The sequence below is a fragment of the Luteolibacter sp. genome (assembly GCF_058122085.1).
The window spans coordinates 1-25,637 of the sequence record NZ_JBIKBQ010000055.1; the positions used below are offsets into that span (position 1 = coordinate 1).

General features: G+C 62.0%; 30 protein-coding genes and 1 pseudogene. 13 read left to right on the forward strand and 18 right to left on the reverse strand.

All coding sequences use genetic code 11. The features are described 5' to 3' along the window. Positions 1-162 precede the first annotated feature (162 nt). From AC4DF4_RS09795 to AC4DF4_RS09820, 6 genes are all read right to left on the reverse strand, one after another. Complete coding sequence (locus tag AC4DF4_RS09795) at positions 163-846, reverse strand: hypothetical protein (RefSeq protein WP_490047943.1); 684 nt, start codon at positions 844-846, stop codon at positions 163-165. 569 nt (positions 847-1,415) lie between these two features. Next, positions 1,416-2,204, reverse strand: coding sequence for a triose-phosphate isomerase (tpiA, locus tag AC4DF4_RS09800; RefSeq protein WP_490047944.1), 789 nt, complete (start codon positions 2,202-2,204; stop codon positions 1,416-1,418). A 31-nt stretch (positions 2,205-2,235) separates the two neighbouring features. Continuing rightward, positions 2,236-3,432: a phosphoglycerate kinase gene (locus AC4DF4_RS09805; RefSeq protein ID WP_490047945.1), complete on the reverse strand. Its 1,197-nt coding sequence runs from the start codon at positions 3,430-3,432 to the stop codon at positions 2,236-2,238. Between the two features lie 40 nt (positions 3,433-3,472). After that, complete coding sequence (locus tag AC4DF4_RS09810; RefSeq protein WP_490047946.1) at positions 3,473-6,139, reverse strand: hypothetical protein; 2,667 nt, start codon at positions 6,137-6,139, stop codon at positions 3,473-3,475. Between the two features lie 49 nt (positions 6,140-6,188). Beyond that, a complete protein-coding gene (locus tag AC4DF4_RS09815; RefSeq protein WP_490047947.1) occupies positions 6,189-6,551 on the reverse strand; it encodes a HesB/IscA family protein in 363 nt (120 codons plus the stop codon). A 126-nt stretch (positions 6,552-6,677) separates the two neighbouring features. Continuing rightward, a complete protein-coding gene (locus AC4DF4_RS09820) occupies positions 6,678-6,998 on the reverse strand; it encodes a hypothetical protein (protein WP_490047948.1) in 321 nt (106 codons plus the stop codon). Positions 6,999-7,120: 122 nt separating this feature from the next. On the opposite strand from AC4DF4_RS09820, the gene AC4DF4_RS09825 reads away from it, so the two are divergent. Next, a complete protein-coding gene (locus AC4DF4_RS09825; protein WP_490047949.1) occupies positions 7,121-8,281 on the forward strand; it encodes a class I SAM-dependent rRNA methyltransferase in 1,161 nt (386 codons plus the stop codon). Here AC4DF4_RS09825 and AC4DF4_RS09830 read toward each other — a convergent pair. Further along, positions 8,265-8,567, reverse strand: coding sequence for a hypothetical protein (locus AC4DF4_RS09830; protein WP_490047950.1), 303 nt, complete (start codon positions 8,565-8,567; stop codon positions 8,265-8,267). The genes AC4DF4_RS09825 and AC4DF4_RS09830 overlap by 17 nt on opposite strands. A 219-nt stretch (positions 8,568-8,786) precedes the next feature. On the opposite strand from AC4DF4_RS09830, the gene AC4DF4_RS09835 reads away from it, so the two are divergent. The 5 genes from AC4DF4_RS09835 (at position 8,787) to AC4DF4_RS09855 (ending at position 13,627) form a co-directional block, all read left to right on the forward strand. Next, the gene (locus AC4DF4_RS09835) at positions 8,787-9,032 is read left to right on the forward strand and encodes a hypothetical protein (protein ID WP_490047951.1); all 246 of its coding nucleotides are present in this window, start codon (positions 8,787-8,789) and stop codon (positions 9,030-9,032) included. Between the two features lie 47 nt (positions 9,033-9,079). After that, positions 9,080-9,955 (forward strand): hypothetical protein, encoded by an 876-nt coding sequence (locus AC4DF4_RS09840; protein WP_490047952.1) that lies wholly within the window; start codon positions 9,080-9,082, stop codon positions 9,953-9,955. Between the two features lie 107 nt (positions 9,956-10,062). Then, entirely contained in the window at positions 10,063-11,643 is a 1,581-nt protein-coding gene (gene serA / locus AC4DF4_RS09845) for a phosphoglycerate dehydrogenase (protein WP_490047972.1), read from the forward strand. Between the two features lie 64 nt (positions 11,644-11,707). Then, positions 11,708-12,142 carry an exosortase system-associated protein, TIGR04073 family gene (locus AC4DF4_RS09850; protein ID WP_490047953.1) on the forward strand — a complete coding sequence of 145 codons (435 nt, stop codon included), beginning with the start codon at positions 11,708-11,710 and terminating at the stop codon, positions 12,140-12,142. A gap of 303 nt (positions 12,143-12,445) precedes the next feature. Further along, positions 12,446-13,627, forward strand: coding sequence for an FG-GAP repeat domain-containing protein (locus AC4DF4_RS09855; RefSeq protein ID WP_490047954.1), 1,182 nt, complete (start codon positions 12,446-12,448; stop codon positions 13,625-13,627). Positions 13,628-13,633: 6 nt separating this feature from the next. On the opposite strand, the gene AC4DF4_RS09860 is transcribed toward AC4DF4_RS09855, so the two are convergent. Next, the gene (locus tag AC4DF4_RS09860) at positions 13,634-14,356 is read right to left on the reverse strand and encodes a class I SAM-dependent methyltransferase (RefSeq protein ID WP_490047955.1); all 723 of its coding nucleotides are present in this window, start codon (positions 14,354-14,356) and stop codon (positions 13,634-13,636) included. A gap of 43 nt (positions 14,357-14,399) precedes the next feature. Next, positions 14,400-15,344 (reverse strand): bifunctional Delta(1)-pyrroline-2-carboxylate/Delta(1)-piperideine-2-carboxylate reductase, encoded by a 945-nt coding sequence (gene lhpI, locus AC4DF4_RS09865; RefSeq protein ID WP_490047956.1) that lies wholly within the window; start codon positions 15,342-15,344, stop codon positions 14,400-14,402. A gap of 350 nt (positions 15,345-15,694) precedes the next feature. Here lhpI and AC4DF4_RS09870 point away from each other — a divergent pair, with 350 nt between their 5' ends. Both AC4DF4_RS09870 and AC4DF4_RS09875 read left to right on the forward strand, forming a co-directional pair. After that, positions 15,695-17,080: an FAD-binding oxidoreductase gene (locus AC4DF4_RS09870; protein ID WP_490047957.1), complete on the forward strand. Its 1,386-nt coding sequence runs from the start codon at positions 15,695-15,697 to the stop codon at positions 17,078-17,080. A gap of 76 nt (positions 17,081-17,156) precedes the next feature. After that, positions 17,157-18,515: pseudogene (locus tag AC4DF4_RS09875) on the forward strand (dicarboxylate/amino acid:cation symporter). A 21-nt stretch (positions 18,516-18,536) separates the two neighbouring features. Here AC4DF4_RS09875 and AC4DF4_RS09880 read toward each other — a convergent pair. Then, positions 18,537-20,402, reverse strand: coding sequence for an aspartate ammonia-lyase (locus tag AC4DF4_RS09880; RefSeq protein WP_490047958.1), 1,866 nt, complete (start codon positions 20,400-20,402; stop codon positions 18,537-18,539). 327 nt (positions 20,403-20,729) lie between these two features. On the opposite strand from AC4DF4_RS09880, the gene AC4DF4_RS09885 reads away from it, so the two are divergent. Beyond that, the gene (locus AC4DF4_RS09885; protein ID WP_490047959.1) at positions 20,730-20,948 is read left to right on the forward strand and encodes an addiction module protein; all 219 of its coding nucleotides are present in this window, start codon (positions 20,730-20,732) and stop codon (positions 20,946-20,948) included. Beyond that, the gene (locus tag AC4DF4_RS09890; RefSeq protein WP_490047960.1) at positions 20,948-21,235 is read left to right on the forward strand and encodes a type II toxin-antitoxin system RelE/ParE family toxin; all 288 of its coding nucleotides are present in this window, start codon (positions 20,948-20,950) and stop codon (positions 21,233-21,235) included. Before AC4DF4_RS09885 ends, AC4DF4_RS09890 begins: the two co-directional genes overlap by 1 nt. Positions 21,236-21,265: 30 nt before the next feature. Here the strand turns inward: AC4DF4_RS09890 and AC4DF4_RS09895 are convergent, their stop codons facing one another. Beyond that, entirely contained in the window at positions 21,266-21,388 is a 123-nt protein-coding gene (locus AC4DF4_RS09895) for a hypothetical protein (protein WP_490047961.1), read from the reverse strand. Positions 21,389-21,931: 543 nt separating this feature from the next. Between AC4DF4_RS09895 and AC4DF4_RS09900 the strand changes: the two genes are divergently transcribed. Then, the gene (locus tag AC4DF4_RS09900) at positions 21,932-22,357 is read left to right on the forward strand and encodes a type II toxin-antitoxin system RelE/ParE family toxin (RefSeq protein ID WP_490047962.1); all 426 of its coding nucleotides are present in this window, start codon (positions 21,932-21,934) and stop codon (positions 22,355-22,357) included. Next, positions 22,332-22,661 carry a helix-turn-helix domain-containing protein gene (locus AC4DF4_RS09905; protein WP_490047963.1) on the forward strand — a complete coding sequence of 110 codons (330 nt, stop codon included), beginning with the start codon at positions 22,332-22,334 and terminating at the stop codon, positions 22,659-22,661. Before AC4DF4_RS09900 ends, AC4DF4_RS09905 begins: the two co-directional genes overlap by 26 nt. 78 nt (positions 22,662-22,739) lie before the next feature. Here AC4DF4_RS09905 and AC4DF4_RS09910 read toward each other — a convergent pair whose 3' ends face one another. From AC4DF4_RS09910 to AC4DF4_RS09940, 7 genes are all read right to left on the reverse strand, one after another. Then, positions 22,740-23,159 carry a hypothetical protein gene (locus tag AC4DF4_RS09910; RefSeq protein WP_490047964.1) on the reverse strand — a complete coding sequence of 140 codons (420 nt, stop codon included), beginning with the start codon at positions 23,157-23,159 and terminating at the stop codon, positions 22,740-22,742. A gap of 186 nt (positions 23,160-23,345) precedes the next feature. Continuing rightward, on the reverse strand, positions 23,346-23,855 hold the full coding sequence (locus AC4DF4_RS09915) for a TlpA family protein disulfide reductase (RefSeq protein WP_490047965.1): 510 nt from the start codon (positions 23,853-23,855) through the stop codon (positions 23,346-23,348). Positions 23,856-23,969: 114 nt separating this feature from the next. Next, positions 23,970-24,425, reverse strand: a complete 456-nt coding sequence (locus AC4DF4_RS09920) for an RDD family protein (protein WP_490047966.1) — start codon at positions 24,423-24,425, stop codon at positions 23,970-23,972. A 28-nt stretch (positions 24,426-24,453) separates the two neighbouring features. Further along, positions 24,454-24,699 carry a type II toxin-antitoxin system HicA family toxin gene (locus AC4DF4_RS09925; protein WP_490047967.1) on the reverse strand — a complete coding sequence of 82 codons (246 nt, stop codon included), beginning with the start codon at positions 24,697-24,699 and terminating at the stop codon, positions 24,454-24,456. Continuing rightward, a complete protein-coding gene (locus tag AC4DF4_RS09930) occupies positions 24,696-24,914 on the reverse strand; it encodes a type II toxin-antitoxin system HicB family antitoxin (RefSeq protein ID WP_490047968.1) in 219 nt (72 codons plus the stop codon). Before AC4DF4_RS09930 ends, AC4DF4_RS09925 begins: the two co-directional genes overlap by 4 nt. Continuing rightward, a complete protein-coding gene (locus AC4DF4_RS09935) occupies positions 24,895-25,206 on the reverse strand; it encodes a 3'-5' exonuclease (protein ID WP_490047969.1) in 312 nt (103 codons plus the stop codon). The genes AC4DF4_RS09930 and AC4DF4_RS09935 overlap by 20 nt, the downstream gene beginning before the upstream one ends. Continuing rightward, positions 25,163-25,375: a BrnA antitoxin family protein gene (locus AC4DF4_RS09940; protein WP_490047970.1), complete on the reverse strand. Its 213-nt coding sequence runs from the start codon at positions 25,373-25,375 to the stop codon at positions 25,163-25,165. The genes AC4DF4_RS09935 and AC4DF4_RS09940 overlap by 44 nt, the downstream gene beginning before the upstream one ends. An 81-nt stretch (positions 25,376-25,456) precedes the next feature. Here AC4DF4_RS09940 and AC4DF4_RS09945 point away from each other — a divergent pair. Continuing rightward, on the forward strand, positions 25,457-25,637 hold a 181-nt coding region (locus tag AC4DF4_RS09945; RefSeq protein WP_490047971.1), incomplete at its 3' end, for a DUF4372 domain-containing protein.

A 25,637-nucleotide genomic window follows, 5' to 3' on the forward strand; every position in this document is an offset into this window, starting at 1 on the left:
CAGGGAGTGGAGTTCTTGGAGTTCGGCGAGTTTCATAGGAGAAAGGAGTGGATCGGGGATTAGAGGCTGATGATATGGACTGCTCCGACAGGTCGGAGCTTTCCCACTGGCCGACATGTCGGCCAGTGCAAAAGCGGGGACATGTCCCCGCAGTCCGGGAGGTCACCTCGCCCAACTGCCTTTGACGACAGGCAGGCGACCGGTGCTGATGACGGTGTAATCGGTGGGACCTTTCGCGCCTTCCAGCGGGACGCCGGTGGCGCTTTTCCAGACAGCGCTCATGCTCTCGCCGGTGTGGCAGCCCCAGCTTTTGCAATAGGCGCGACGATCGAAAATGGATGACTTGATTCGCGGCAGATCGCGCTCATGAAGCCAGGCGGTGGAAGCGGCCATGATGTCGTTACCGTAGTCGAACATGAACGCGTAGCGGTTCGAGTGACCGAAGAAATCGAAAGTCTGGATCGAACCGCGGGGACGCGAGTTGAGGGTCTGGATGAAATTTCCGGAACCGTTGAACCAGAGCAAGGTGACCCGGCGCTTGGCCGCCAGCTCGGCGATCCACGAGGTGTATGGCTTGCCGTCCTCGCGACCGCGGGTCTGGTAGCCCGGTTGGAAAACCATCCACACGATCGGCGCGTCCGAGCCGTAGGCCTTGCGGATTTCCGCCATGCGGAGGGTCGAGGCGCGGACGAAATTCGCCCACCAGCGGTCGTGCTGGTCTTGCTGGACGCGCAGGTTCTCCCATTGCCGCAAGGCGGGCCCGCCGGTGACGATGACATGATCCGCGTGGCTCCACGCGGTGAGCAGGAGCAGGACAAGGGAAATGAGCCGCACACGGTGAATCATGAATGGGAAATAAAAGGTTCCCGCCAGCATGGGAAGCGGCAATCTCACCCGGGCACGGGATTTCTTCAGGCAAATGATCGAGCGGGCGGGTCACCGCTCGCACAAGCGCATTTCGCGGGCGGATTGTTTCGGTGGTGCAGGGATGAGGAGGATGGTGGATTGGACATTTGAAATTGGAGTTTTGAGATTGGGGGGAGATTCCGAAGGGCGGATGATGCGGTCGGGGATGAGCGGGTTTTGGCCACGGGTTTTGTTGGAGTAGGTGCCGTAGTAGCGGACGGTTTGCTGGCCTTTGGGCGGGAGCCGGGCGGGTTGGGGTGGAAAAAATACAGCCGACTCCGCGTGGGCGGGGGCGGCTGGATGAATGAATGCGAGGGACAGAATGTCCCTCCTCCTTAGGGCCGGATCCGGAGCTCAAGCTTCAGTTTGTCTTCGGGAAGAGGATGAAAACGCAGTCTTTAGCTGTGTTCTTCATCTGTGTTCATCTGCGGTTAAAAACTCTGAAAGGCATTGGCTGAAGCGCGAACTCCGGGCAGTTTCCTGGTGGCACAAGTGGCAATGAAAATGATCTAGGCGGCGGAGCCGTTGCGGATGATTTCGCAGAAACTCTGGGGCTCGAGGGCGGCGCCGCCGATGAGGGCGCCATCGATGTCCGGGCAGGCCATGAGCTCGGCGGCGTTGTTGGGCTTCACGCTGCCGCCGTATTGGATGCGGATCTTGGCGGCGGCGTCGGCACCGTAGAGTTCGGCGATGACGGAGCGGACGAAGGCGTGCGCGTCCTGGGCCTGCTGGGAGGTGGCGGTGACGCCGGTGCCGATGGCCCAGACGGGTTCGTAGGCGATGACGGTTTCACCGAGATCCTTCTCGGAAACGCCATCAAGACCACCGGTGATCTGGGTGCGGAGGACGCTTTCAAGATTGCCGGCCTCGCGCTCGGCGAGGGTCTCGCCGATGCAGAAGATCGGCTTCAAATTCGCCTCGCGGGCCTTCTTGATCTTGGCGTTGATGACCGCATCGGTCTCGCCGTAGATCGCGCGGCGCTCGCTGTGGCCGAGGATGACGTAGTGGACGAAAAACTCGCGCAGCATCACCACGCTGATTTCACCGGTGTAAGCGCCGGAGTCGAACTGCGAGCAGTTCTGCGCGGCGATCTGGATGGCGTGCGCGTTCTGGACGGCGGTCGCGGTGTGGAGCAGGTCGGCGAGTTTCGGGAGAGAAACAAACGGCGGCGCGATGACGATCTCACACGGGTAGTCCTGACCCTGGAGTTTCGACAGGAAGCTCTTGATGAAGTCTTCCGTTTCGGAAGCTCCCTTGTTCATTTTCCAGTTGGCGGCGAAGATTGGCTTGCGGTTCATTCGATTGGGGGTGGGTGTTAGCGGTTGAGGATCAGACTTCGGTGAGAGCGGCCACGCCGGGGAGGACTTTGCCTTCGAGGAGTTCGAGGGAAGCACCGCCGCCGGTGGAAATGAAGGTCATTTGGTCATCAAGGCCGAACTGGTTGACCGCGGTGACCGAGTCGCCGCCGCCGACGATGGTGACGGCGTCGCTCTTGGCCATGGCCTCGGCGATGGCGCGGGTGCCTTTGGCGAAACTCTCGATTTCGAAGACGCCCATCGGGCCGTTCCAGATGACGGTTTTGGCTTTCGCGACTTCCTGGCAGAACTCGTCGATGGCGACGTCGCCGATGTCGATGCCTTCCCAGCCATCGGGGGTTTCGCCGCCTTGTTCGTAGGGCGCGGTGACTTTCGTTTCGGCGCCTTCCTTGAATTCCTGGGTGACGCGGGTGTCGGCGGGAAGCAGGAAGCGCACGCCCTTGGCCTCGGCCTTGGCGAGGATGTCGAGCGCGAGGTCGAGCTTGTCGGCCTCGACGCGGCTGTTGCCGACCTTGTAGCCTTGGGCCTTGCGGAAGGTGTTGGCCATCGCGCCGCCGATGAGGAAGGCGTCGGCCTTTTCCATCAGCGCGGTGATGACTTGGATTTTATCGGAAACCTTCGCGCCCCCCATGATGACGAGGAAGGGTTTTTCCGGGTTCTGGAGCTTGCCGTCGAGGTATTCGAGCTCGCGCTCCATCAGCAGGCCCATGGCGCTTTGCTTGACGAAATGGGTGACGCCTTCGGTGGAGGCGTGGGCGCGGTGGGCGGTGCCGAACGCGTCGTTGACGTAAATTTCCGCGGAGCCTGCGAGTTTCTCGGCGAAGGCGGAATCGTTGGCCTCTTCTTCCGGATAGAAGCGGGTGTTTTCGAGGATGAGCACCTCGCCCGGCTGGAGCGCGGCGCGGAGGGCGGCGACTTCGGCACCGATGCAATCCGGCGCGAGTTTCACCGGCTGGCCGAGGATTTCGGAAAGGGCGGCGGCGACGGGAGCGAGCGAGAATTTCGCTTCAAATCCGCCTTTTGGACGGCCGAGGTGGGAGCAGAGAACGAGCTTGGCACCGCCGGAGATCAGCTGACGGATCGACGGGACCGCGCCTTGGATGCGGGTGTCGTCGGTGATGACGCCGTCTTTGAGAGGGACATTGAAGTCCACACGCATGAGGACTTCTTTGGAGGATACATCAAGGTCGCGGATCGAAAGTTTGGCCATGGGGGACAAATCCCGCCTTAGACGGGGACTAGTGTCAAGTTTATCGCGGCAACGGACCGCTGCGGAAACGTTCGTGCTGGCGGCGCAACATCACGTCCAGCGGCATGAAGTTCACCGCCCGCTGCGACCATTCGAGCGCCTTGTCGCGGTTGCCTCTGGCGAACTGGATCTCGGCCATGGTGTCGAGGTAGGCCGACTGCTCGGGATTGGCGGCGAGGGCTTTTTCGAGAAGCTTCTCGGCGGCGTCGAGATTCCGCCGGGCGCGGGAGGCGATCCATGCGGCGGTGTTGCAGGTGTTGTCCGAGGCGGGAAATTGGCGGATGACGGCGTTGATCCGCTCCCAGGATTCCTTGAACCACGCGTCGTGTTCCTTGATGAGCCCGGCCTTGCGGAGGGCGGGGAAGAAATCATCCGCGAGGGAGCCGTCGCAGGGAAACATCCGGTAGCAGTTTCCGAGCATCGCGAGAGCGCCCGCGCGGTCGCTCTTGAGCATGATCAGCGCCCGGCCCAAATCCGACTGGAGCCGCAGCCTGAGAGAGAGCAGCGGCGGGACGACGACCGACTCGGACTCGACCGAGGCCATCATTTGCGCCCGCACTTCGGAAATGGCAGCCACTTCCCGCCAATTCCCCTGCTGCACCGCCATTTCGGTGTGCAATTCAAGCGCGTCTGCGAAGTTCTCGGCAGCCGGGTCACTCTGGCGGACCGCGCGCGCCCGCCAATCGGCGGACCGCTGGTAATCATAGCCATAGGCGTAGCCGTTGGCGATTTCGAGAGCGTCATTTCCGAGGGCGAGCTTTTCGACGAGCGAATCCAGCGCGGCGGCTTCGTCGGCCCGGCCCGCCTTGCGCAGGCAGGCCGCGGCACACGCATACAAGGACGGCTGGGGGGGTAACCGGATCTTGGAAATCCGCTCGGTTTGTTTCAGGAAAAACTCGGCGGCTTCGTCCCATCGCTCCGCCGCGGATAGATCGAGGATGTGCGCGCGCCAGGAAATCCCGCCCCGGCCGCTTTCATCCAACTGGTCCCAAAGTTTGAGACTGGTGCGCACGTCCGGGCTCTGACCGGCCATGAAGGCCATTTTATCGAGCAGGGGTTTGCGCTCTTCCTCCGGTGCCTGTTGGACGGCGGCCCAGCCCAGAGCCAGCCATTTCTCGCGGAGCCGCAGCGGATCGCGGCCCATGCCGCACAGGGCTAACATCCCGTCGAGACGCTCGGCGCGGCTGGACCGGGGCTGAAGTTCCGCCAGCCAATCCCACAAGGCGACCATCTCATCCTGCCCGCCTAAGGCGACGTCGATGACTTGCGCCCACCGTTCCGCATCGTCGCCAGCCCAGGCGATGGCCGCCTGCCTGGCCACTTGCGGCGCGCCGAGGGATTCGCCACCTAACGTCGCATTCCCGCCGAAAAGCTGGCCGAGGAATCCCGTCAGGAGATCCGCGTCTTTCTCCGCCATCGCGGCCAAGGGTCTCAGGAACGCGTCGGCGCATTGCCGGTGCAAGCCGCGCCGCTCCATGAAATTCGCCAGCACGACCAAGTCTCTCGCAACCGCGGATTCGCCGCCTTGATCCGCGGCATCGTTTTTCGAAAGACGCCCGACGCGCTTTTCGACCCACGCCGCGTAATCCGGATTTTCAGGGTCCAGCCCGAGCGCCTTCAAGGCTTCGGGAATCCGCTCGAGCGACTCGAAGTAGGCAAACGCCGCGAGCGGCGAGTTGGCGGCGTAGGCCTTCTCGGCCAAGCGAGCCTCGCCCAGCAGAAACAACCCGCTCGCCGCGTTCCCGCGCTGGTCGCGGTTGCGGGAATTGGCCGGGTGCGTCAGCGGCTCCAGATCCGCCGGGCGGATCGTCTTCCCCTGCCAGCGCTTGATCGCGAGCTCCGTGTAGGATTTCAAAGTCGCGCCGCCGGCCTGATGGTGTCGCAGCCACGGCAGCGGATCGCCTAGCAGCGCCGACAGCGTCGCGGAAATGCCGGTTTCCCCGGCAGCGGAGGCGGCGTCCCGGGCGGCGGCCAGATTTCCCGACGCCCGGTAAAGCGCGAGCTGCCAGGCGTCCGCCTGCACGCCCTTGAGGGTCTTGGCGCGCTTCAACTCCGCCTCCAGCGAGCCTTGGCTGCGGTGGAAATCGGCCAACGCGAGCAAGCCTGGCGCATCGGCCGGTGCCATTTCGAGAAATTCGCGGGCTGCGGCCGCATCGCCATCCAGCAGGCATTCGCGCGCGGCGATCAACGCCACGCCGTCCACCGACCGCAGGAGCCGCGACTGGAGTTCCGGGTTGGTCTCGCTCGCGTAGAGCTTGAGAATCTGCCGCCACGCCCGCTTTTTGTGCATCTGATCGAACAGCGCCACCTTTTCGTTAGGCGAGGCTTTCGCGTAACGCTCGACCAGCGACATCACCGCGGGATCGGTATCCGGAGTGATGTGGAGCTGGATTTTCCGGATCAAATCGCGCGCCCGGTAGGCCTGCTCCGGATCTTTCCCCGCCGCGATCTCCTGCAAGGCCGGCAGCGCGGACTCGCCGGCTTTCCAGATTTCACGGGAAGCGTTTTCGCGGACCCGGAATTTTTCATCCGCCAAATCCTCGATCAGCGCGGCCAGGGATTTCCCCGGAGCCTTCAGGCCGGATTGCGCGGACGTGTCCGGAGCGGCTGCCGCGATCGTCATCCACGCGGCAAAACCGGTGATCGTCACGACGCTCTGAAAGTTCATCTGGCTGGAAACGTCCGGGATTTGGCGGATTAATCAACCCTCTTCGTGCTCAGGCCGCAAAGCTCTCGCCGCACGAGCAGGTGACCACCGCGTTCGGATTGCTCACCTTGAAGCCGCCCTGCTGCAAATCGTCGGAAAAATCCAGCTCGCTGCCGCTGACGAAGAGCGCGCTCTTCGGGTCGATCACCACGTTCACGCCGTTGCTGGGGACCAGGATGTCGCGGTCGCGCGGGCCGTCCACAAGGTCCATTTTATACTGCAGTCCCGAGCAACCACCGCCGACCACGGCGATCCGCAGCGCACCGTCCGGCCGGCCCTGGCGGTCGAGCAGGCCGCGCAAATGCGACGACGCGCCTTCGAGCACTTTCACCAGCTTCTCGTTGCCGATCTTGTAATTCACCGTCGCGTTCATGGCCGCAACGTGCATCCCCCGCCCCGCCGCGTCAACCTTTGGAGAAGCGTCGTGCGGCCGTTCTCAAAATAAAACGAGCCGCCCTTTTCAGGGCGGCCCGTTGGGAAATTCAGCAGGTCGGAAACCTCAAGCCTCCGCGGACTCCGTCGTTTCGACGGCGGCGGTTTCGACGGCTTCGACGGCTTCGACGGCTTCGACGGATTCGACGGATTCGACGGATTCCGGAGCAACGGCCTCAACCGCGGTCTCCTCGGCAACCTTCTTGGCAACCTTCTTCGCAGGAGCCTTTTTCGCGGCAGCCTTCTTCGCAGGAGCTTTTTTCGCCACTTCGGCCTTCTTGACGGCTGGCTTCTTTACGAGGCCGCCGAGCTTGGCCGATGCTGCTTTGCGCTTCAAGTAATCGGCGCGGCGACGGCGTTTGATGATCTTTTTAGATTGTTGTCCCATGGTTGGTAGCCACTTGCGTAGGGGCTCCGGCGGGTGGGATCAAGAGGAATTCGCAGCGGAATTCACTCTTCCCTCGTTTCGCATTCGACAATCCCCCCTTCCCGGACCGACATTCCCGCCCCATGGCAGGCATCATCATTTCACCCCGAGCACGCATTTTCCACGGTCACGAGTGGATTTATGCCACCGAGATCAAGAAATCCTTCGGCAATCCGCAACCCGGCGATGTCATCACGCTCAAGGATTTTCGTGACCGCCCGCTCGGCACCGCGATCTACAATCCGCAGTCGCAAATCGTCGCCCGCCGATTCTCCCGCCGCAAACAGGACCTCGATCTCGACTTCTTCACCCGCCGCATCGGCCAGGCCGTCGAGCACCGCAAACAGCGCGGCATCGACGAAACGCTCGCCCGCCTCGTCTGGTCCGAGTCCGACGGCCTGCCCGGCCTGATCGTCGACCGCTACGGCGACCACCTTTCCGTCCAGACGCTCACCCTCGCCATGGACCTGAGGAAGGAAATCATCCGCGACGCGCTCATTTCCCTGCTCAACCCCGCCTCCATCGTCCTCCGCAACGATTCGCCCTACCGCAAGGCCGAGGGCATGGAGCCCGGCATCGAGATGCTCCACGGCGAAAACCCCGGCGCATTTCAGGTGACCGCCAACGGTCTCATCTTCGAGGTCGATCTCTTCGACGGCCAGAAAACCGGCCTCTACCTCGACCAACTCCAGGCCCACGCCGAAGTCGCCTCCCTCGCCAAGGGCAAGCGCGTGCTCGACTGCTTCACCAACCAGGGCGGCTTCGCCCTCGCCTGCGCCAAGGCCGGCGCCGCCCACGTCACCGCGGTCGATGTCTCCGCCAGCGCCTGCGCCGCCGCCCGCCACAACGCCACGCTCAACAACGTCGAAATCGAAGTGCTCGAACACAACGTCTTCGATTTCCTCAAACACGCGAAGCCGGACTACGACATGATCATCCTCGATCCACCGAGTTTCACCCGCAACAAGGCCACCCTCATGGACGCCATGCGCGGTTATAAGGAAATCCACCTGCGCTCGCTCAAGCTCCTCGATAAGGGCGGCCTGCTTTCCACCTTCTGCTGTTCCTACCACGCCTCCCGCGAGCTGTTCATGCAGAACCTCGTGGACGCCTCGGTGGACGCGAAGAAGTCCGCCCGCCTCGTGATGAACCACGCCCAGCGCGCCGACCACCCGATCCTCATCGCCATCCCGGAGACCGGCTATTTGAAAGGCTTCACCGTCGAGGTCATCGCCTCGCGTTAGAAAACAGCCGCGGGACCGCCGCCCAGTGCGCGGCGCTTGCGACCGGCGGCGCGCCAACGAACTGGATGGGAAGCGTGATCTTCGGATAGTCCGGGTGATTGGTGCGGAAACTCACCGAAGCCGCCCTCTTCTCATTACTCCAGGTGAAATCCGCGGGAAAGGTGAGGACCACCCGCCCCCACTTGCTGTTTCCCTGGCTCTCGAAGGCCAGGCCGACCTTTCCGCTTCCCTCGTAAACCAGATCCGCCACCTCCAGCGTCGTCACCGACGAACGGGATTTGGACACAGGTTACTGTGCTGCAATAGTCAAACGCGTCGTCCGCGATGGCGACGACCGTTTTCCCCTCAATGACCGTTTTTGATCGGACTGGCAACATCGATTTCACGGGGAATGCCACCCCTCCGCGATCGCGTATCCCCGCATTCCTGCTGAATTCGCGTTGGATCTTGCCCCGGCAAAGCGCGATAAGTCGGCCCCGCACGTGACCGTATTCTCCCGACTCCCATGACCTCCGAATTGATCGAACTCCTCCGCCGCCGCATCGCCATCATCGCCGACCACGCCTGGCGGGATCGCGACGCGGCGGGACATCTTGAGGCGCTCAAGGCGGTTTCCGAGGAAATTTCCGCATGGACTGCGGCGCACCGGACCTCGGTGGACGCGCAGCTCCGGCACTACCTCGGCAATGCCAGCTACCAGAAAGCTTTGGCGCATTTGGAGGCCGCCAGCGAAGAATCATCGCCATTTTGAAATTTCTTTCCAAGGATTCGCTCCGTCGTTACGTATCAGCCACACAGATGAGATTGATCTCCACCCTCATTGGCATGGCAGCGGCTGGCACGCTTGGCTATCTAGCCGAGCCCCACCTGCGACTCGGACTCACCGGGAAGTCGCCGACCCCCTCGAGGCTTGGTCCGAAGATCCAGCAGCGCGCCGACCGAGCTCTGGAGATCGATCTCGGAGCCCTCGGCCCGGAACAACTTCCCAAGCAGGTTCTCTTGAAGGGCGGGGCGAAAGTGTCCGACCCGGCGACCGGCCTGACCATGAGCATCGACGCCGGCAACCGCATCACGCTGGTCCGCGTCGAAGGCGCCAAGGTCATCATCAGCCCCGGCCAAGGCGCGTTTCTCGGCACGGTGCCCGTCCGGGAAACCGACCTTTTGCAGCAAATCGCCGCAAACTTTCCCGCCCCGACAGCGGTCCCGGCCGTGCCGCCGGAGGTGAAAATCGTGGAGCCGCCAATCGCCCCCGAGCCGCCGCCAGAAACAACTCCCGTCCCAACTCCCGTCCCAACTCCCGTCCCAACTCCCGTCCCAACTCCCGTCCCAACTCCCGTCCCAACTCCCGCACCCGAACCGACTCCCGCACCCGAACCGACTCCCGTTCCCGTTCCAACTCCCGCTCCTGCGACAGCAGGCGGCCCCACCGACGCGGTGAAATTGATGCAGGAAAGCGTCCGCACCGGCCAGATCAAGGAGTTCACCTTCGACCAGGTCCTGGCTTGGAAGGCCGAGGCCGACGAGACCATCGATGGCGAAACCTATCAGACCGGCCTCGCCTCGTACAAAGCGGAAACCATTTTCGGCGTCAAAACCATCCAAGCCAAAGCCCTGATCAAAAACGGCAAGGTCCAGCGCTGGATCTGGCCCAAGAGCGGCATGGAAATCAAGTGATCCGTTGGATTTCCCGGCATCCGGGAAACGTCGCGAATTTTTCCATCGCAAATCTTGCCAGCAAGCGGCCGGTGGGTTAATCCCCCGCCTCTATGGCAACTTTTCGTGTGTTGGTTTCTGACCCTATTTCGGAAAAAGGCGTGGACGCCCTGCGCTCCGCCCCGGAGATTTCCGTCGATGTGAACACCGGCCTCAAGCCGGACGAACTGCTCAAGATCATCGGCGACTATCACGGCCTCGTCATTCGTTCCGAAACCAAGGTGACGCCGGAAGTTTTCGCCGCCGCCAAGAACCTCAAAGCCATCGGCCGCGCCGGTGTGGGCGTGGACAACATCGACCGCTCCGCCGCCACCGACCACGGCGTGGTGGTGATGAACACCCCGAGCGGCAACACCATTTCCACCGCCGAGCACGCCTTCGCCCTGATGCTCTCGCTCGCTCGCAACATCGGCCAGGCGCACAGCTCGATGATCGCCGGCAAATGGGACCGCAAAACGCTTTCCGGCGTGGAAATGTTCGGCAAACGCCTCGCCATCCTCGGCATGGGCCGCATCGGCACCGAGTTCGCCAAGCGCGCGCAGGCCTTCGGCATGACCGTCGTCGCCTACGACCCCTTCCTCACCGCCGCCCGCGCCCAATCGCTCAAGGTCGAGCTCGCGGAAAGCGCCGCCATCGCCCTCACCGGCGCGGACGTCGTCACCCTTCACATCCCGCTTACCCCCGACACCAAGCACGTCCTCGACGCCGAGCGCATCGCCCTGATGAACAAGGGCGCGCTCATCGTCAACTGCGCCCGCGGCGGCCTCGTCGATGAAGCCGCGGCCAAGGCCTCCATCGACGCCGGCCACCTCGGCGGCATCGCGCTCGACGTTTACGAAGTCGAGCCGCCGCCCGCCGATTTCCCGCTGTTCTCCGTGAAAAAATGCGTCTTCACGCCCCACCTCGGCGCCTCCACCGCGGAAGCCCAGGAAAACGTCGGCATCGAAGTCGCCCACCAGGTGAAGAATTTCCTCCTCAGCGGCGAAATCGTTAACGCGGTGAACATGCCCAACCTCGACAGCCGCACCCTCGAAAGCGTCGGCCCGTATCTCAACCTCGCCGAATCGCTCGGCAAGCTGCTCTCGAAAATCGCCCCCGCGCAGTGCGACGCCATCCGCGTTTCCTACCTCGGCCCGGTTTCCGAGCTCGATACCGAGCTGATCACCCGCAAGGTGCTGACCGGCTACCTCTCCGCCGCCCATAACGAGGCGCAGGTCAACCTGATCAACGCCCCCGCCATCGCCAAGTCGCATGGCATCAGCGTCACGGAATCGACCGTCGCCCTCGCCACCAACTGCGCCGAGCTCATCGAGGTTTCCGCCGTCAAGGGCAACGAAATCTGCACCGTCGCCGGAACCTTCTTCGGCAAGTCCGCGCGCATCGTCCACATCGCCGGCCACTACGTCGAAACCAACCCGACCGGCAAATTCCTCTTCGTGGAAAACGACGACCGCCCCGGCATCGTCGGAACCATCGGCACCTCGCTGGGCAGCGCGTCCGTCAACATCGCCAACATGGCGCTCAGCCGCACCAGCGACCGCAAACGCGCCGTCACCGTCATCGAGGTGGACACCGAGCCACCGGCCGAACTCCTCGCCCAACTCCGCGCCACTCCCGGAATCATCCGCGTGCTCAGCTTCGAATTGTAAAAATCCACGAATCCTGAAAAATCCGTTGCCAACCCCGATTCAGATTAATTACGTTCTCCTCAGCATGAAAAAACTCCTCGTTATTGCTACCACCTTCGCAGCCTTGAGCAGCAGCGTCGTCGTCGCCGACATCCAAGCGCCTCCGGGCTCCACCTACACGTCCTCGCGCAAGCTTGGCCGCGCCTTCAGCAACATCCTTTACGGATTCATCGAAATCCCCGAGCAGATCGTCCGCAAGAACGAGCAATACGGCCGCAAGGGCGGCTCGACCTACGGCACGGTGGATGGCACGAGCCGCGCGCTGCGCCGCCTCGGCTACGGTTTCTACGAACTCTTCACCTTCACCTGCCCGACCTATCGCGGCACCTTCAAGCCACCTTACGAACGCTGCGGCGAAGACAACCGCATCGAGATGAACCCGCACGACGGCCTCTCCGAATTCCCGCCTGAGCTCGGATTCGAAACCGGCTTCGACCACGTCCGTTCTCAGAAATACTGAGTCGTCCGGCCACTCCGCCTGATTTCCAATCCCGCCAACGGTCCGTCCGCTGGCGGGGTTTTTCGTGAGTGGCGGAGCATCCCAAACCACGAGGCGACTAACGAAATTGGCGGAATGCGATTGTTTTTCCGGTTTCCGGTGCAAGTTGCGGAATCCCTGACAAATAGCAGAAAGGCACCGCCGCATCCATGAACGATCCCCGCCCCTCCGCCCGCCCGGCGTTCCTCACCGCCGAATGCCGGCCACGACGGAATCCCCCGCCCGGCGATGAAAGATGCGGGGCGTTCCGACCGTTCATAGGGCATGAAGGCACGTCCGTTGATTTTCCCCGCGAGTTTGTTAGTGATGGCGATCGGCCTGGCGCAGGTGCCGGCGGTGAAAGCTTGGAAAAAGCAGGTGGTGACGCCGGAGTTTCTCACGGAAGGCCTGTCGGCCGGGGACTTGGATGGTGACGGGGTGGCCGATCTCGTCGCCGGGGCCTTCTGGATCAAGGGGCCGGATTTCCGCGAGGTGAGGAATTACCGGCCGGGTCGGGCCATGCCGGTGAAGTCTTACATGGAGGATTCCTTCCTGAGCTGGGTGGATGATCTGAATGGCGACGGCAAAAACGACATTCTCATGGCCAGCCATCCGGGCCGCGATCTCACGCTCTATTTGAATCCGGGCAAGGAAGGCGACTGGCCCGCCTATCAGGTCATGAAGGAGGCTGCCACCGAGAGCCCGCTGTGGACCGACCTCGACGGCGACGGGAAGAAGGAACTTATTTGCATGCAGGGCGGGAAATTCGGCTACGCGGAAGTCGATTGGTCGGACGTGACCCGGCCGTGGAGCTTCATCGCGATCTCCGACCAGCTCGCCAAAACTCCCTACATTCATGGCCTCGGCGTGGGCGATCTGAATGGTGACGGCCGGGCCGACATCATCGAAAAATCCGGCTGGTTCGAGCAGCCTGCGGCAAAAGACGGGGCGTGGGTCCGGCATCAGGAACCGTTTGCCGGAGCCGGCGGAGCACAAATGCTCGTCTTCGATGCCGATGGCGATGGCGACAACGACATGATCACCTCGCTGAACGGCCATGGCTACGGTCTGGTTTGGTTTGAAAACAAGCCGGCCGATGGAAAGACCGCATTCCTCAGGCATGAAATCCTGCCGGAGGACCCCGCCAAGTCCGGACCGAACGGGCTTCAGTTCAGCCAACTCCACGCCCTCGAGCGCGGTGATTTTGACAACGACGGTCGGATCGATTTCACCACCGGCAAGCGTTACTACGCCCACAACGGCAAGGACCCCGGCGCGGAAGATCCGGCGCTCGCCGTCATTTTCTACAATCGCAAGGATGGCGACGGCGTGCGTTGGGAGGCCGAGGTGATCGACTCCGACTCAGGAGTCGGCTGCCAGGTCCTCGCCGTGGATCTGGACGGCGACGGAAAACTGGAGTTCGCCGCGGGAAGTAAAAAGGGCGTGCATGTGATCAGCCGCAAGTGACGCCTCTCACTTCTTCCTGAAGACGATGATGTGCTGCCTCGGCAGCGCGCCGATCGTCTCGGCGTATTCGAGTTGCGGGTGCGCGGTCATTTCCTTTTTGACCTGCGCCTCACTCATCTTGTGGATCTTCTTGATCGGAACCGCAGGGTCTTCCTTGCGATATTCCACGAAAACCAGCCTGCCGCCCGTTTTCAATCCGGCGATCATGTGGTGAACCATTTCATGGGGGAAATCAAACTCATGATAGACATCGACCAGGATCATGGTGTCGCAAGATGCAGGCGGGAGTTTCGGATCGGTGGTGGTGCCGAGCACCGGTTTGACCGTGTCGATCTTGAACTGCGCCATGCGCTTCGCCAGCAGATCGAGCATTTCCTGTTGGATCTCGACGCCGTAGATCACGCCGGTTTTGCCGATCTTGCCGGCGATCTTGCGGCTGATGAACCCGGAACCGCAGCCGATGTCGGCGACCACCTCGCCGTCGCGGAATTTCAGCGCGGCGATCAGCAGGTCGGTGCGCTCCTCGTCCTCGCGTTGCGGCCGCTCCAACCAGTCCGCCGCCTGGTGGCCCATGACGTGGGCGATTTCACGCCCCATGTAGAACTTGCCGATACCATTGCAGTCATGCTCGGTGCGGGTTTCATACACCGGTGGCGATATCAGCTCGACCGCCCAAACGGGGGTGAGCAACGCGGCGAAAAACAGGAAGTGTCGGGGGCGAGGTATCATATGAAATATCGGACTCATGGCTAGGGCGTCAGCCGGTTAGGATTCATTGCCGGGCCAACGAGCGCCAGGTGTTCACGGCTCCGCACAGGTCCCCGAGTGCGCAGCCGACGGATTTGAAGAGCGTGGTTTCCTGTGGATTCTGCCGTGCGGTCACGCTGCCCCGGCAAAGTTCGGACAACTCCCCCGCCACTTGATCCGTCGAGAAAACCCCCTCCGTCACCGGGACGAGGATTTCGCCCGCTTCCTTGAAACAGTTGACCCGGGTGTCCACGAAGACCCGGGATCGGGTCACCATTTCGGTGTCGCACTCGCGCTTGGTGGCGTGGTGGTTGCCGAGGAAATCCGTGTGGGTGCCGGGCCTGATCCACTCCCCCCGCACCAGGATGTCCTGGGAGCCGGTGGCGCAGACCACGATGTCCGCCAGCCCGCAGGCCGCCGGGAGATCCGTGGTCATTTGAAATTCCAGCCAGGAAAGTTCCCCCGCCATCGACTCTACCAGAGCGGCGGCCTTGTCCGGCGAGCGGCCCCAGATGAGCACTTTCTTCAGCGGCCGGACACTGGCGTGGGCGCGGATGAGAAACGGAGCCAGCTTGCCGGTCCCCAACAGCAGCAGCGTCTCCGAGTCCGCGCGGGACAGGAAACGCGAGGCCAGCGCCGACACCCCCGCCGTCCGCCAACACGTCACACTCACCCCGTCCACCAGCGCCAGCGGCTCGCCGCACTTCCGGTCAAACACCAGGATCTGCGAATACAAGGTGCGGTTAGGCGGCTGGTTTCCCGGGAAATAGGTGAACGCCTTCAGCGCGATCACCTCGTCATTCCAGGACGGCAGCATGGCGAATGCGTCATGGCTGCCCGACGCCTCGTCCAGCAGCATCACCTGCCGCGGCGGCATGGTGTGGTGCCCGGCGAACGTTTCGCACAGGGCATCGATGAAATCCGGGAAACGCAGCGCGGCGTGGACTTGGTCGGCGGTGATCACTCTCATTCCGGGGCGAGCCTGCCCGGTCCGCGGCAGATTCCAAGCCGAGATCGAAAACTCTCTCGAAAGCGCTCTCCTGCTACCCCGCCTACTCGGCGAACTCGGCTGGCAGGCCGGTGCACCGCTTCCACTCGATGTCCCGGCTCGTCGCGCGGCGGCCACTTCCACTGGCCCCGCTTGAACTGCAACCGCAGCCGGTCATTCTGGAACAACTCATGCATCCGCAGCTCGCCAAACAACGGAACAAGGTGAAGACGGGTGCTCCACCGCCACGCACCCCATTCCTCAAGGGGCAAATCGGCAGGGTCGGAGGTTGACGCTGCGGGGCGGCGTCCACGATGTTGGTGGCCGCTGAAATGAATTCCCCATCCCACGACTGGCTCGCTCCCCTCGCCGCTCTCATCGGCGCTGGGAAACTCTCCGCCGCCGCCGAGATCCTCGCCGCGAACTCCGGTGACAAGTGGTCCGCCAGCCATCCGCCCGACGTCGTCGTTTTCGCCGAGTCCACCGCCGATGTCGCCGCGGTCTTGAAATTCGCCAGCGAGCGGAAAATCCCCGTCACCACCCGCGGCGCGGGCTTCGGCTACGTCGGCGGCTGCGTGCCGGTGCGGGGCGGCATCGTGCTCTCCACCGCGCGGATGAACCGCATCCTCGGCATCCACCCGGAGGACGGCGTGGCTGTCGTCCAGCCCGGCGTCATCACGGGCGATCTCCAGGCCGCCGCCCACGCCGTCGGCTGGGAATACCCGCCCGATCCCGCCTCGCTCAAGGACTGCTCGATCGGCGGCAACATCGCCACCAACGCCGGCGGCCCGCGCTGTTTGAAATACGGCGTGACCCGCAGTTACGTGTTAGGACTGGAAGTCGTGCTCGCCAGCGGCGAAATCCTCCGCACCGGCGGACGGCTGCACAAGAACAAGACCGGCTTCGACCTCGTCGGCCTTTTCACCGGCGCCGAGGGAATGTTAGGAATCGTCACCGAAGCCACTCTCCGGCTGATCCCAAAGCCAGCGAGCCGCGCGATGCTCGCCGCCATTTTCCCCGAGTTCGAAATGGCCGCCGCCGCCGTGCAGGCCATCCTCAACGCCGGCCACCTTCCGTCCGCCCTCGAGATCACCGACACCTTCACCCTCGCCGCCGCCCGCAAAAAGCTCGGCGCCGACGTCTTCCCGCCCGGCAACGCCCACCTCATCGTCGAGATCGACGGCCGCCCCGCCGCCACTCTTTCGGAGATCGAGGAACTCCATCAGCTTTTAACGAAACTCGGCGCCACCTTCATCGAGCGCGCCCCGGACGAGGCTTCCTGCGAGCGGATCTGGAAACTCCGCCGCGAGTTCTCCTTCTCGCTGCGCGACACCGGCCTGACCAAGCTCAACGAGGACATCGTCGTCCCCCGCTCCAAGCTCGTCGAGCTCGTCACCTTCGCCCGCCAGCTGGAAAAGGAAACCGGCATCCCGATCGCCTGCTTCGGTCACGCCGGAGACGGCAACATCCACACCAACCTGATGGTGAAAAACTACGAGGACCCGGAAACCCGCGACCGCGCCGATGCCGCGCTCGACCAGCTTTTCACCTGGGTTCTCGCTAACAACGGGGCCATCACCGGCGAGCACGGCGTGGGCCTCGCCAAAAAGCCCTGGATCCGCCAGGCCCTCGGCGAGGTTTCCTTCGCCACTCACCGCGCCCTCAAAAGCGCCCTCGATCCTAACGACATCCTCAATCCCGGCAAGTTCCTGGATTGAGCGCCTACCCGCGGGACCCGTGATTTCCGCGCTTGGTGCTTGGAATCAACCGCGGCGGCGGGTTTCCTTGGCGGCGATGAAACGACCGGCACCGCACTGGCAGATCTTGATGGCGCTGGGACTGGCGACGGCCACCGCGCTCGCGTTCCGCGGCTTGTTTGCCGGCGCGGCGGAAGAATCCGCTGCGGGGCGGTTCGTCCATGGCACGCTCGAAACCAGCCGCTTCATCGGCGGCTTGTTCATGCAGGCGCTGAAGATGATCATCGTGCCGTTGATCGTCACCTCGGTGGTATCGGGAATCGCCAGCCTGCAAGGGGTGAAGGGCTTCGCCCGGCTCGGGCTCAAGACGGTTACGTTCTACGCGGCGTCGTCGCTTGCGGCGATTCTACTCGGCCTGCTGCTGGTGAACCTGATCCAGCCGGGCATCGAAAACGGCCGGCCTAACGAAGTGATCCGCCAGGCCTTCGAGGAAGGGGCCGCGCGGGCGAGCGAGAAAGACCTCGCAACCGTCGCGGGTGCGGGCGGACGGGAAGCCACCGATTTCCTCGAAATCTTCCGAACGATGCTGCCCGAGAACGTGGTGGCCGCCGCCGCGGACAACGGCCAGATGCTCGGCGTCATCGTGTTCAGCCTCCTCTTCGCGCTGGCCATCACCCGCCTGCCGGAAGCGGAAATGCGGACCATCCGCGAGTTCTTCCAAGCGGCCAACGACGCGATGATCGTTCTAACCCAATGGGTGATGGCAGTCGCGCCGGTCGGCGTTTACGCGCTGATCCTGCCGATCGTTTACGGGACCGGGGCGGAACTCTTCGTCCACCTCGGCAAGTATTTTGTCACGGTGCTTCTCGGATTGGGCCTGCATTTGCTGGTCGTCCTGCCGCTGGTGCTGCGCTTCATCGGACGGGTCAGCCCGCTGGCGCATTTCAGGGCGATGAGACCCGCCTTGCTGATGGCGTTTTCCACCGCGTCGTCGTCCGGCACGCTGCCGGTGACCTTGCGCTGCGTGCGGGAAAACGCCGGAGTCTCGCAGCGAGTGTCCAGCCTCACCGTGCCGCTCGGCGCCACGGTAAACATGGACGGCACCGCGCTCTATGAATGCGTGGCGGTGATCTTCGTGGCGCAGGTGATGGGCGTGGAGCTCGGCGTGGGCGCGCAGTTCTTCATCGTGGCCGCCGCGCTTCTAACCAGCATCGGGGTCGCCGGCATTCCGTCCGCCAGCCTGGTGGCGATTTGACTGATTCTGAAAAACTGCGGGATCCAAGGTGCGGAAACCGCGGTGGTCGCCCTGCTCTCGGTGGACCGCCTGCTCGACATGAGCCGCACCGCGGTGAACGTCTTCAGCGACTCCTGCGCCGCGGTGATCATCGCGAAATCCGAGGGCGAGGACGTCCTGACAGGGAATCCCGCGCAGGCGGCTGGCGGCACGGGGACCTGAGTCCCCTATCAAACCAGCGGGTCACCTCGGGCGGGTCATATTCTCCGGCGTCAGCAGGTCGTCGAGCTGCTCCTTGCTGAGCCAGCCCTTTTCCAGCACGAGGCTGTAAACGCTGGCACCCGTGTCGAGCGCCTCCTTGGCGATGGCGGCACTGCGCTCATAGCCGAGCACCGGATTGAGCGCGGTGACCAGCCCGATGGAATTCTGCACATACGCGAGGCAGCGCTCGCGGTTCGCCTCGATGCCCGAAATGCAGCGGGTGTGCAGGGCGATGGCGGCGTTTCTCAGCAGCGTGAGTCCGAAGAACAGATTGAAGGCGATGATCGGCTCGGCCATGTTGAGCTCCAACTCGCTCGCCTCACAGGCCATCGAGATGGCGACGTCCGCGCCGATGATCTGATAGCAGACCTGGCTGACCATTTCCGGGATCACCGGATTCACCTTGCCGGGCATGATCGACGAGCCCGGCTGCATGGCGGGCAGGCGGATTTCATAGAGTCCGGCGCGCGGGCCCGAGGAAAGCCAGCGGAGGTCGTTGCAAATCTTGGAAAGCTGCACGGCGGCGGTTTTCATCGCGCCGCTCATCAGGGAAAACGGGCCGCTGTCCTGGGTGGATTGCACGAGGTTCTCCGCGATCCTGACCGGCAGCCCGCTCACGCCACTAAGATGCATGGTGCAAAGTTCCGCGTAGCCCGGCGGACTGTTGATGCCGGTGCCCACGGCGGTGGCACCCATGTTGATGTCGAGGAACTCCTCGGCCGCCCGCTCGATGTAGCGGATGCCGTCCTTGATGGTGGAGGCATAGGCCGCGAACTCCTGGCCGAGGGTCATCGGCACGGCGTCCTGGTTTTCCGTGCGCCCCATTTTCAAAACATCGGCGAACTCCCCGGCCTTGGCGACGAGCGCGGCTTGCAGCTCGCGGAGAGCGGAAGTGGCGTCGCGCATCGTTAAAATGACACCGAGCTTGATGGCGGTGGGATAGGCGTCGTTGGTGGATTGCGAGCGGTTGACGTCGTCGTTCGGGTGAAGGAATTCGTATTGGCCCTTGCGGTGACCGAGGATTTCGAGGGCGCGGTTGGCGATCACCTCGTTGGCGTTCATGTTCGTCGAGGTGCCGGCCCCGCCCTGGATCATGTCGATGATGAAGTGCTTGTGCCACTTCCCGGCGATGATCTCGTCACAGGCGTCTACGATGGCGTCGGCGCGCTCGGGCCTGACCACGCCGAGGCCCTTGTTCGCCATGGCGGCGGCCTTCTTCACATAGGCCAGGCTGCGCACGAAGTGGCCGAAGTGGTGCAGCGGGATGCCGGAAATCGGGAAATTCTCCATCGCGCGCAGCGTCTGCACGCCGTAGTAGGCGGTGTCCGGCAGCTCGCGCTCGCCCAGCGAGTCGTGCTCCTTGCGCCACGTCGCGACCACCGGGGAGACGCCTGACACGAGGTGCTCGTTGGCCGCTTGCAAGCGCGCGCTCAACCGCAGGGCGACATGACCGACCATGCGATAGAAAACCTCCGGCTGCTCCGCGCGAATTCGCTCGAAGACCGCCCTCGGAATCAACCAGACCCGGACATCGGTGAGCGCGACCGCGGACGCCGAGTGCGGAAGATCGCCCAACAGAACCCCTTCGCTGAAAGCACTGCCGCGAGTCAGCGTGGCCAGGCGCGTGGTGCTGCCATGGTTTCCCCTGACGATTTCGATTTCACCCTCCTCGACGATTCCCATCCACAGCCGGGGCGTGGATTCGTGGAAAAGACAGCTGCCCGCCGGATAGAAACACGACGCCCCCTCCCCCATGATGGCGGTCAGTTCGCCGGCTTCGATCGCCATGGTCTCTGCGAGGCGTGTGATGCGCTTCTTGGAAAAAATCGGTTCGTCTTGCTGGGTCATGGGACTTGATCTGGAAACCTAAGGTCATGATGCAAATTCGCCAGAGGAAAAGCCCGACAGAGGAAAAGCCCGGTCGCGGACAATCCAGACGCCTTGGACCACCTCCTACATTTCAAAACGGCACATCCCCCGCCAATTTCCGCGCTTCTTCCGCCACGCGCGCCGCGTGGCTGTGGCGTCTCGCCGCAGACCGTCTCCGGAGCGTCTCGCTCCGGGTCTTTTTCTAAAACGGCGAGCTTCCCCTTTCGCGCGGAGGCGATGGAACCGTAGTGATCTGGGTCGAAAATCCACCTTTCGCAACGCCTTAACCTTTGGTAGGCTTTCACCATGGTGAATCTTGAAGAGTTCAAGGAACAAGCTGCAGCATTGCCTGTTGAGCAGAGAGCGTCATTAGCGAGCTTTCTGCTCCACTCGCTGCCCGAGCCGGGTTATGACGTTTCTAATGAGGAAGTGGCCGAGAGACTCCGCCAAATGAAATCGGGTGAGGTCAGCACTATTTCCATGGGCGAGTTGCGCGAAGGTGTTTTTTCCGATAGAGAACGCTGATGCCGCGTTTTCACCCACAGGTCCGACGCGACGTTTCCACTGCGATCCGCCACTATGATTCAATCAGCGATACACTCGGTGATGATTTCTGGGCAAAATTTGAGCAGCCCTGCTTGCAAGTGGAAACTCATCCCGAACGTTTCCACTTCGATCCCAGTGGTTGGCGACGCGCCAATCTTGAAAAATTTCCCTATCACCTGCTTTTCTACGAAGAACTCGATGGAGCGCGGATCATGACGCTGCGCCATGAACGCCAGAATCCTCGATATGGGCGGCGGCGAAAATAAAACCTTTTCCCGAAGGATTTGGCCGCGCTCTCAAAACGGCATCTCGCCCGCCAGTTCCCGCGCTTTTTCCGCCACCCGCTCTGCCTCGGCCTGCAATTCCTCAATTTCTTTCTCCAACTCCACCTGCTGCGCGGCGGCGATGGTGTCGATCACGGCGGCGTCTTTCTCGGCGAACAGGAAGACTTCGTAATCCGGGCTGGCGCGGAGGGTGTCGAGGGTTCTCGGCCCGGCGTAGCTTCAGCGAAGACGGCTCGATGAGTTCCAGGATTCTGGCTTGGAGATGCTCGTAGAGGGAGCGGAGTTCCATGAGGGTGTGATCTAATCGGTATTGGATCAAGAGTCGCAGCCGGTCGCGTTCCTGGTAGTAGGGACTCAGGGCACCGAACAAACGCGAACGCACCGAGTCCACCTTGGATTTCTCCACCCCGTAATCCAGCTCCAGATCCGCGAGGCGGCTGCGGGCGGCCTCGATGAGTCGTTGGTAATGCTCCAGCCCCGGATGCCGGAAAACCACCAGTCCGCCGCCTCTTCAATTTCAGCATCTCAGCATCTCAGCATCTCAGCATCTCAGTTTTTCAGTTTTTCAGCTTTTCAGCTTTTACCCACCTGAACTCCGCTCGTTCGTGGACTCCGCCAACCACTCCAGCCACGATCTCAGCTCCGCATCCTCTCACGCCTCCTGATTGGTTGATCCGAATGCTGTTAGTCGGGGCTGGCGCCATCGTTGAGAATTGCGTTGATTTTAATAGGTTACATTGTATCCCTTCGTTTGTGACGCTGACTTTCATCGAAACACCCGTCTTCTCCCGCCAGCTTGCCGAGTGCGTTGGCGACGAGGAATTCCGGGCGTTTCAGAATGAACTGCTCAGGAATCCGGAGCAGGGCGACCTTCTCGTCGGATGCCGGGGCCTGCGCAAAGCCCGCATGGCACTGCCGGCCAGAGGGAAAAGCGGAGGTGCGCGCGTCATCTACTTGTATCTTCCAGACGCTCACGTCCTTTACCTTTTCCTGCTCTTCAAAAAATCGGACACCGCCAACCTAAGCAAAGCTCAGCGCAACCCACTCGGCTCCCTCGCCGAACAAATCAAATCCTGCTATGCACAAAAAAAACAAAATCCCTGATTTCAGCTTCGACGAACTCCTCACCAGTATGGGGCAAGGCGCGGATCACGCCGCTGGAAAAATCACCGCACGCACGCATCAACTCACGGCGCGTGCCGAGGCCATTTCCGCCAGTGAAATCGCCGCAATCCGCCAACACATGAACGTCAGCCAAGCCGTCTTCGCCGATCTTCTCAACGTCCCCAAAGCGACCGCTGTCTCATGGGAACGTGGCCTACGCTCGCCATCCGGTGCCGCTGTGCGCCTCTTGCAAATCGCCAAGAACCGCCCCAAAGCTCTTTTGGAAACAGCGGCCCATCCATGATTTGCAGCAAAAAGTGAGATGGCTTCAAAACGGCACCTCACCCGCCAGTTCTCGCGCTTATTGCTAGGAATTTGATTGCTAGGAATTTGCTTTCCCAGTGAAGGCCGTTGAAAGAGCCGGTGACCGGACCGGCCTGCCTGTCGTCTTGTCCGCCGTAGCTTTAGCGAAGGAGGAAGCCTTCTTGGCCTTCGTAGCTTCAGCGAAGTAGGCGGCGTAGACTGGAGGGCGGGGAAAAGGGGGGTGTTCCGCGGATGCCACCGCGACCTTCCCCGCCGCAGCGCGCGCTTCATCGCGCTCTGCCGTGAGCCGCGCGATATTTTCATGAAGCGGAGCAAGCCCGGCTTTGGCCTGTGTTTCCGCGGCTTGCGCCGAATCGCGACCACTGCGCAGCTCCGCGAGTTGCTTTTCTTTCACAACGAGCTTCGCCTGCAATTCGAGCGCCCACCATGCGAGAGCGATGCTGATGCAAAGAAAAGTATATGTAAGGATGCGGTGCATGACGGGAAAAGCGGAGACGGCGACGGGTTTTGTCTATTCGGCAGGCTACGCGATCAAAAAAACGAGGACAGGAAGCAGGCGGAAAAACCACAACTAAATCCATGCAAACGCAGTAACGTCCGTTCCTATTCCTCGCCTGCGCCGACCGCCCCGAGGCGAAACGAATCGCCGATGGGAAGGCTCCGGCTATTTGGCCAAAAGTGCCTCGACTTGGGCTTCAAGGCCGACGCGTGCGTCGGTGGTGACGAGCTTGCCTTCCTTATCCACGAGCCACATGGCAGGAACGCTGCGGATGCCCCATTTCGAGGCGATCTCGTTTTGCCAGCCTTTGCCGTCGAAGTACTGCGGCCATTCCATGTCGTGCTTTTCGATGAAATCCGTCAGCGCCTTCTTGTCCGAATCGAGCGAGATGCCGACGATCTCGAAGCCTTTTGCATGGAGCTTTTTGTAAGTGGCCACGACATTCGGCACTTCGGCGACGCATGGTCCGCACCACGTGGCCCAGAATTCGATGAGCACGACTTTTCCTTTGAGTGTGGCGAGATCGACATTGCCATTGACAGCGTGGAACTTGAGCTCGACCGGGTCTCCGACTTTGGGTGCAACCTTATCAATCTTTGGCGCAGCAATGGAGGTGCTGACCAACATTGCGGAGAGTGAAATGAAGACGAACTGGCGGAATGATTTTGTGTTCATGGGCGCTCAGCATCGAAATTGCTAGGAAGGTGACAAGCATTGATATGGAGCGACGGCGAGTTCGAGCGAGCGGGGCCGGTGCGCCCGACTTATGGCTTCGCGTCCGATGCCGCATCAGCGGGTCGAGCCGACGTAGGTGCCGGGCACGGAGTCGTGCCATCCCCGTCCGTCCTCGGCGAGGAACGAGAATACCTCGAACGGGATAAATCGGGAGAATGTGCGCCCGAGAATCTGGCCGAACGATGGTGGTTCACCGCGTTCATTGACGACCTTGGTTCCTGTAATCAGCTTGCCGAGCGTCCGCCCCGTCATCCCCTCCAAGATGACGTAATACGCATCGTCGGTGTCAGTCCCGACTAACCAGCATTGGCGCGGTCGGCGGACAGTTTGATCGGCGCGTGATGTGAGGGGGGAGGCCCATGGGAAGAGGGGTGGATTGACGATTTTCGATTGATGATTTTGGATTTTTGATTGGGAAGAGAAAGAGAACATCGAACTCCCAACATCGAACATTGAAGGGAAGAGGGATGAAGTTGGAATTATCGGGTTCACATCGAAGGGGTTTCGCATTTCGATATTTCCGGTGATTGCGATGGGTCTACAGCTCCAGTTTGGCGAGCAATTCATCGACGGTGAGTTTGTGGTGAGCGGCCACGGGTTTCAAGACGCCGCCAAGCAGCGTGCCGGTTTTCAGCGGGCGATGATTGGGGATCGTCACATGGTGTGTCCCGCCCAGCGTGGTAGTCAGTCGAATGTGGGAACCGTCCTGTCGCACCAACTCGTAGCCGAGCACCCGCAGGGCGCGGATGAGTTCGGACGCGCCGATATCGCGGGGGATTTTCATACCGCCAAGGCCTCGTCGCGGACGAAGTGGAGGCGGATGATCTTCGGCATCGGGCCGGGCACTCCGTCGCCAAAATGACAGCGCACGGCGTCGCGGGCCATTTCCCGGAGTTCTTCGAGGGTATCGCCCTGGGTGGCGATGGCATGACCGAGGGCGATGGCGACGAAGCCGCCGTCCAACTCATCTTCCCGCACTTCAAAGATGATTTCGTTCATGAGTGGAAAATAAGGGGTATCCGTTAAGTTGCCAAGGATGGATGTCTGTGAGGCAGGAAGAATTTGAACCGCAAGGCGCTAAGGTTGCAAAGGGTCGCAGAGCCGGGATGATGGGGGTTTGAGGATGGGATGAAGCGAAACGCGGAGTTGCGGAGGGCGCGGAGTGAGACGCGGCGAGGCCGGCGATGATGACGGTGTCGAATTCGAGGCCTTTGGATTGGTGGACGGCGAGGATGGGGATGCTGGCGTCATTTCTTCCAGGCGAGCGAAACCTTGCGTCCTGCCTTGGCACAATCCAGGAGATATAGGTTGATGAGGTTCTGGTAGGGGATGTGAGTCTCCCCGGACATGGACTTGAAGTAGTCGATGATAGCCGGATCCAAGCGGATGGTGACCGCTTTTTTGAGCTGCTTCGCGTAGGGATTCCGTTTGGCCTTTGAAAAGTCGTATTCCGCTTTCACAGCCGTCCCAGAGGAAGGCTTAACCCGGAGCGGAAAAGCGGGCTGGTGTTGAGTTGAAATCCCTGCCACTCGGTAGGGTGTATGAACAAAACATCACCAGCCCGGGCCAATGTGGTCGTCCTCAAGCAGATTCTCAACCTCAGTCCTCGCGGAATGATCAACCGTCACGCGCTTGAAACCGGCGTCGAGGCCAAGGCGCGCACGTTCGGCGTGGTGAGCCATCTTTCCGCGATGCTCTTCGCCCAGCTCTCCCACGCCATGG